General features: G+C 60.3%; 1 protein-coding gene, 13 tRNA genes and 2 rRNA genes. 1 reads left to right on the top strand and 15 read right to left on the bottom strand.

What is annotated here, in order from left to right; translation table 11 throughout:
• Positions 1-115: 115 nt before the first annotated feature.
• A complete protein-coding gene (locus ACO6BQ_RS11675; RefSeq protein ID WP_489121125.1) occupies positions 116-4,762 on the top strand; it encodes a transporter in 4,647 nt (1,548 codons plus the stop codon).
• 151 nt (positions 4,763-4,913) lie between these two features.
• On the opposite strand, the gene ACO6BQ_RS11670 is transcribed toward ACO6BQ_RS11675, so the two are convergent.
• The 15 genes from ACO6BQ_RS11670 to ACO6BQ_RS11600 all read right to left on the bottom strand — a co-directional run.
• Positions 4,914-4,999 (bottom strand) — tRNA-Leu (locus ACO6BQ_RS11670).
• Positions 5,000-5,016: 17 nt separating this feature from the next.
• A tRNA-Leu gene (locus tag ACO6BQ_RS11665) sits at positions 5,017-5,102 on the bottom strand.
• 28 nt (positions 5,103-5,130) lie between these two features.
• Positions 5,131-5,216: transfer RNA gene (locus tag ACO6BQ_RS11660), tRNA-Leu, on the bottom strand.
• A 106-nt stretch (positions 5,217-5,322) separates the two neighbouring features.
• Positions 5,323-5,409 (bottom strand) — tRNA-Leu (locus ACO6BQ_RS11655).
• A gap of 11 nt (positions 5,410-5,420) precedes the next feature.
• Positions 5,421-5,494: transfer RNA gene (locus tag ACO6BQ_RS11650), tRNA-Gly, on the bottom strand.
• 1 nt (position 5,495) lies between these two features.
• Positions 5,496-5,571 (bottom strand) — tRNA-Thr (locus ACO6BQ_RS11645).
• 46 nt (positions 5,572-5,617) lie between these two features.
• Positions 5,618-5,693 (bottom strand) — tRNA-Phe (locus ACO6BQ_RS11640).
• Between the two features lie 7 nt (positions 5,694-5,700).
• Positions 5,701-5,777: transfer RNA gene (locus tag ACO6BQ_RS11635), tRNA-Asp, on the bottom strand.
• Between the two features lie 19 nt (positions 5,778-5,796).
• Positions 5,797-5,872: transfer RNA gene (locus ACO6BQ_RS11630), tRNA-Val, on the bottom strand.
• Between the two features lie 6 nt (positions 5,873-5,878).
• Positions 5,879-5,954, bottom strand: a tRNA-Lys gene (locus tag ACO6BQ_RS11625).
• Positions 5,955-5,975: 21 nt separating this feature from the next.
• Positions 5,976-6,051, bottom strand: a tRNA-Lys gene (locus ACO6BQ_RS11620).
• Between the two features lie 40 nt (positions 6,052-6,091).
• Positions 6,092-6,168: transfer RNA gene (locus tag ACO6BQ_RS11615), tRNA-Gln, on the bottom strand.
• Between the two features lie 43 nt (positions 6,169-6,211).
• A tRNA-Asn gene (locus ACO6BQ_RS11610) sits at positions 6,212-6,287 on the bottom strand.
• A gap of 4 nt (positions 6,288-6,291) precedes the next feature.
• A 5S ribosomal RNA gene (rrf, locus tag ACO6BQ_RS11605) occupies positions 6,292-6,408 on the bottom strand.
• 80 nt (positions 6,409-6,488) lie between these two features.
• Positions 6,489-6,593: ribosomal RNA gene (locus ACO6BQ_RS11600) — 23S ribosomal RNA — on the bottom strand; the annotation flags it as partial.

Genomic DNA, 6,593 nt, shown 5'->3' with positions numbered 1-6,593 from the left:
CCCTGTTATTTGTGACAGTACGGATTTTTCTGAAATGTGCTACAGTGAGAGCAAAGCACTGTGCTCTTCGCAGTTCTCCACGCAACAGGAACTGTCACGAAAGGAGTCCAACATCATGAGACGACACTTACAGCGAAAGGGTATCTCCCCGTCCCTCCCCCCACGCATCCTCGCCGCACTTGCAGCAGGTGCGTTCACCATCACCTCCATGCCGCACGCCTTTGCCGATCCCACCGTCATGAGCACGGTCACGACGAATACCGTGTCATCGGAGGGCGTTGCGGGCAGCACGAACGGCACGACGGCGACCATCACCGTCGGCACGACGGGCGGCGGGGCATCGCCCGAGATCTACTATCTCGCGGGCGGCCATCACCGCCCCACGTTCGTTGCAGGCGCGTGGAGGAAGGTCAGCCTGACCGACGGCACGATCCAGTTCATGGGTACGAACGCGGGCGGCAAGGCGATCGTGAACAGCGGCACGATCGGCGGCGCCATCGGCGCATACGCATGGCTGGAGCATGGCGGCACCGCAAAGATCTCCGGCGCGGAGGTCACCATCAAGAACTGCACATTCAAGCTCGACGGCACCGCACCTGAGCCGCAGTGGGGCATCATCGGAGGTCTCGCCGTGTCCGAGGAGGGCGACGGCGGCGGCAAGACGCGGGGCGTGGCAGAGGTCGCGCACAGCAAGGTGACCATCGAGGGCGGCACCTACAACGTGCCCGAGGGCGGCAACATCACCGTTGCGGGCGGTGCAGCCTATGCACAGACCAAGAGCGTCAACAGCACGGCAGCAGTGACGGACAGTGAGGCGTCCATCACAGGCGGCAGCTTTCCCACAGAGACGAAGCTCTACGGCGGCAAGGCCAAGACCGAATCGGAGGCACGCAGCGAGGCGAAGGCACTGCGGAACAGCCTCACCTTCACCACGGGCGATACTGTCACGGAAATCTACGGCGGATATGCGAAAGCGCACGCGACCAAGACATCCATCTCCCTGCAGGCAAATGAGAATCACCTGACCGCAAAGGCGGGCGCAGACAAATTCTACGGCGGCTATGCCTATGCAGAGCAGCAGGCAGGCGCCACGCGCGTTTCGCTGAACACGGCACAGACGAACGGGAACATCGTCACGATCGCGGCGGGCTCCGGCACGTTCAAGTTTGACAGTGCAGGCGGATACAACACCCTCAGGACAGAGAAAGCCGCTGCCGTCACCACTGCGGCAAATGCGAATCAGCTCACCATCGCAGGCGGCACCTTCAAGGAGACCGTCTTCGGCGGCAAGACGTCGGCGACGAACGACGACGCGACCGGTACTGTCACGGCGACGGCGCGCAACAACGAGCTATGGGCGAACGGGGGCACGTTCCAGAGGAAAATTTTGGTCGGCGAGGGGAGTGCGACGACAAAGGCGGGAGCGGCGACGACGATCGCTTCCGAGAACAAGCTGCATCTCGCCGATACGGCGGCATTTCCGACGGATGGTACGGCCGTCTACATCACGGGCGGCGATGCATCCGTACGCAGTGAGACGGGCAAGCTCAGCCTGACGACGGAGAAGAACAGCATCGACGGGACGCTCACGAGCACTACGTCGGTGGTACGCGGCGCCGATGGCAACCTCGAACAGCTTGCGGCGACAGGAGGGCAGGCGATCACGGCATCCGCTGCCGAGAATACGGTCACGCTCACAGGCGGCAAGGCGTACCAGGTGTACGGCAGTCAGCTGACCCTGAGCAAAGCGGCCGGCGCGGCAGATCTGCACGCCGCCAAGAACAGTGTCGTCCTCACCAACGCCGCGAGTGAGCGCGGGTCTAGTGCCGCATTCCGCGGCTCCTACATAGAGGCACACGATGCGAAGGGCAGTCTGCAGATCCGTGCGGAGGAGAACACGGTCACGGCAGATGGCGCGGTGCTCGATGTCAATGACATGTATGGCAGCCACGTCCGGCTGCGGAACAGCAATGCGGGCACGACAGAGGCCACGGTGACGGCGAACCACGCCCTCATGCGGGGCAAAAAGGCCGATACCCTTGCCGGCGGCTATGCCGACATCATCTCATTCGAGAATGCCGCCCTCACGGTAAAGCTCACGGGGAATACGGCAGAGGTGCAGAGCGGCACTGCCTACGATGCGTACGGCGCGCATGCCAAGACAACGCAGAAAGACGGCGCGGGAGAGGTGACCGCAGAGGGCAACACCATCACCCTGACGAAGCTGACCGCTGACGGCGGCAGCTTCACGGGGGCAAAGCTCGTCTATAGGCGCGACGGCGCTGCAACGGCGGCGGGAGATACGATGCTCATCGCGGGGAGCAACAAGGCAGACCTCAACGAGGGCAAGCTGTCCAAACTGTTTGGTGCCGAGATCCGCATCGACAATGCCTTTGGCGGCCCGACGACATACACGGCGACCGAGAACACCGCCACCATCGAGGCAAAGGGCGTGGTGACAAGCAGCGCGTATGACGCCTATCTCTCCCAGGAAAATTTCTCCGAGGACGGCACATCGTTCACGGCGGATATAGCGAAGAACACGGTCACGAGCACGGGCGGCGCGGTGAAGGACGCCCACGGCGCACTTGCCTCCCTGAAAGTGAACAATGCGGGCGATGCGGCGGCAACACTCACGGAGAACGCCGTCACGGGCACGGGCGGCACTTTTGCGGGCGACGTGCGGGGCGGCGTGGCAGACGTCATCGCAGAGACGGGCACGGCGACCGCCGCCCACACGAAGAACACGGTCAACCTCACGAATGCCAAGCTCGACGACACCCGCATCCAGACGGGGTATGCCGAGGTCATTACGAAAGCGGCAGGGAAGACCGCATCCGCTGCGGCACATGAAAATGTGCTGCTGCTGAAGAACGCCTCCGGCACAGTGCAGGAGCTCATCGGCGGCGTCGCCTCCGGCACGGCAGAGCGCGCGGGCGCAGCGGCTGCGGCAGACAAAAACAGCGTCACCGCCGAGGGCGGCACACTGACGGCGGCAAGTGATGTGTACGGCGGCACAGTAGGGGCGGTCGGCAAGGATGCCCCCGTTACTGCGTCGGCATCAGAGAATACCGTCACCCTCTCCGCCGCTGCTCCGTGGAGGCAGATTCGCGGCGGCAGGGTTCGTGCCTCCGCGGACGGAGCGGCTGCGACGGCGACAGCAAGCAAGAACACGCTAAACCTCGCATACGGTACATTTACGTCGGAGATCAACGGCGGCTACGCCATCGCAGACGGCGCGCCAGCACAGGCGACGGCAAACGAGAACACTGTGAACATCAGCGGCGGCATCTATCAGCACAGCATCTATGCCGGTGCTGCGGATGCGGGCAGTACTGCCGGCTCCGTCGCGACCGTCAAGGATAACCGCATCGTCATCACGGGTACGCCCAACCTCTCTGCGGCGCAGCTCCATGGATACAAGGCAGTGGGCGCGACGAAGAACATCGCAGGCAACGCGCTCGTCGTCAAGGAGACCAAGGGCATCAAGGCAAAGTCCATCGATGGATTCCAAAAGCTCGACTTCTGGCTGCCCGTCGGCATGACGAAGGACGACACCATGCTCTGGCTCTCGTCCACGAGCAATACTGACCTCACGGGCACGGAGATCACGGCGCATCTGCGCGGCGATGAGACCGAGAAGCGCCTGCGCCTCCTCTACACAGAGAAAGCGCAGATCCAGAAGGACGGCACGACTACCATGACCGTCTGGAAGGGCGTCTCGGATGTGACTACAGCGAAGATCGGCATCACCGAGGATAATAAGGAGCTGATTGTCAAGACCGACGGCTCTGGCATCGACGAGGGCGATAAGCCAACGCCGAAACCGCCAACCCCCGATGACCTCAAGCGGCAGGCAGAGGATAACCGCAAGTCCGTCGTCGAGACGATGGCAGGCGCGGCAGCCCTCCTCGGCGCGGGTGCCGACCTCATGACGGGCGGCGGCATGGCGAGCGCATCCGTCGAGGCGGCGGCAGCACCCGGATTTGCCCCCTTTGCAGCCATCGGCGGCTCCTCCATGCGGCATGAGACGGGATCCCACGTCGATATGAAGGGCATGAACCTCGCCGTCGGCTTCTCACGCGAAGTGACGCGTGGCGACAACCGACTGATCTTCGGTCCGATCGTCGAATACGGGCGCGGCACATACGACAGCTATGTGAACGATGCGCACGGCGACGGCTCCGTCCGCTACATCGGCGGCGGCGCATTCGTGCGGCAGGAGCAGAAGGACGGCCTCTTCTATGAGGGCAGCCTGCGCTTCGGACGCTCGTCCATGGACTACTCCACGCCGCTGACCTCCTATAATACCGATGCGAACTACATCGGCGCACATCTGGGCTTTGGTCAGCGCGTCACGGAGCAGAGCGGCAACGAGCGCGAGCTCTATGTCCGCTACTTCTACACGCGGCAGAACGGCACGAGCGCGAAGCTCTCCACGGGCGAGCGTTACGACTTCGATGCCGTGCAGAGCCAGCGTCTGCGTACGGGTGCGCGGTGGACGATCCCGCAGAAGGGCGGTTCGTTCATTGTCGGCGCATCCATCCAGTATGAGCTTGGCGGCGACGCGAATGCCACCGTTCACGTTGGCGGGCTGTCCTACACAACCCCCTCGCCCTCGCTCAAGGGATTCTCCGGCAGTCTCGAACTCGGCTGGAAAGCTCCGATCGGGAAAAATGCCACCGCCGACCTCAGCGTCGAGGGCTGGGCGGGCAAACAGCGCGGCATCAGCTTTAACGCCGGCTTTAACTGGAAGTTCTAAAAGGGACTGCCGCCACCTTGGAGCAGCTCATAAGAGTGATCTGAAACAGAGCGCCCCCATCGGTACAATCACCGATGGGGGCGCTCTGCTGCAAAAGTTCGCTGCACATACAAAAAATCGCCGTGGTCTCCCACAGCGATACGCTTTCCAATGGTGCGGTTGGTGGGACTTGAACCCACACGTCTTGTGAACACTACCCCCTCAAAGTAGCGCGTCTGCCAATTCCGCCACAACCGCATAACAGTATGAAATTATGGTGCGGTCGAGAGGACTTGAACCTCCACGATGTTGCCATCACTAGCGCCTGAAGCTAGCGCGTCTGCCATTCCGCCACGACCGCGTGACTATTGAGTTGTAAAGAAAAAGGATGGTGCGGTCGGTGGGACTTGAACCCACACGTCTTGTGAACACTACCCCCTCAAAGTAGCGCGTCTGCCAATTCCGCCACGACCGCGTGTTAAATTGTATGGAAGTCAACAATGGCTGCGCCATCATTGACTAAGTGACTCAATCAAGACTGCCGTTCGCTTACGCTCCGACATTCTTGTTTCGCTACTTAATGGTGCCGAGGACCGGAATCGAACCGGTACGATCTTACGATCGGGGGATTTTAAGTCCCCTGCGTCTGCCTGTTCCGCCACCCCGGCGAAATGCAAAATGGAGCGGGTGATGGGAATCGAACCCACGTGACCAGCTTGGAAGGCTGGGGCTCTACCATTGAGCTACACCCGCATGGAGCTGGCGAGAGGACTTGAACCCCCAACCTGCTGATTACAAGTCAGCTGCTCTACCGATTGAGCTACGCCAGCAGCATTGCACAAGCGGCACGCGCCGCAGACGCTGTAGGATACGAAGTGGTGCCTCAGAGCGGAATCGAACCACTGACACGGGGATTTTCAGTCCCCTGCTCTACCAACTGAGCTACCGAGGCATAAAAATGGCGACCCGAAGGGGACTTGAACCCCTGACCTCCGCCGTGACAGGGCGGCATTCTAACCAACTAAACTACCGGGCCGTATAAAATGGAATGTCCTTGGTGGGCGATGACAGGATCGAACTGCCGACATCCTGCTTGTAAGGCAGGCGCTCTCCCAGCTGAGCTAATCGCCCATATAATGGTGACCCACCACGGAATCGAACCGTGAACCTACTGATTAAGAGTCAGTTGCTCTGCCAGTTGAGCTAGTGAGTCATGATAGGGGAAAGAAAATAGTGGTGGCTCACCCGGGACTCGAACCCGGGACCCTCTGATTAAAAGTCAGATGCTCTACCAACTGAGCTAGTGAACCTTTATCAGCGCCACAGAACCCGCTAAAAAAGGGTATAAATTGGCTGGGGTAGTTGGATTCGAACCAACGGATGCGGGAGTCAAAGTCCCGTGCCTTAACCGACTTGGCGATACCCCAACTATCCATGAAAACCACAGCAGAGCTGTGGCAAAATCCAAAATGGCTCCTCGAACTGGACTCGAACCAGTGACATTCTGATTAACAGTCAGACGCTCTACCGACTGAGCTATCGAGGAGTAATTGCGGCAACTACCTACTCTCCCACGCCGTCTCCAGCGAAGTACCCTTGGCCTTTGAACGCTTAACTACTGTGTTCGGAATGGAAACAGGTGAAACCGTTCAGGCATCATCACCGCATACTTGAATGAGTTTTGCTCACTCAAAACTTCACAGAAGAAACTGTAAGCAAATTGTGTTAGGATAAACTACCTTAGAATGTAGTCAAGCCCTCGACCGATTAGTGCTGGTCAGCTGCACACATTGCTGCGCTTCCACACCCAGCCTATCTACCTTGTCTTCTTCAAGGGGTCTTACTTCCTTAT

The organism is Centipeda sp. (in: firmicutes) (genome assembly GCF_057271695.1).
Note: the sequence above shows the minus strand (reverse complement) of the source record. Positions and strands in the feature narration are given on the sequence as shown.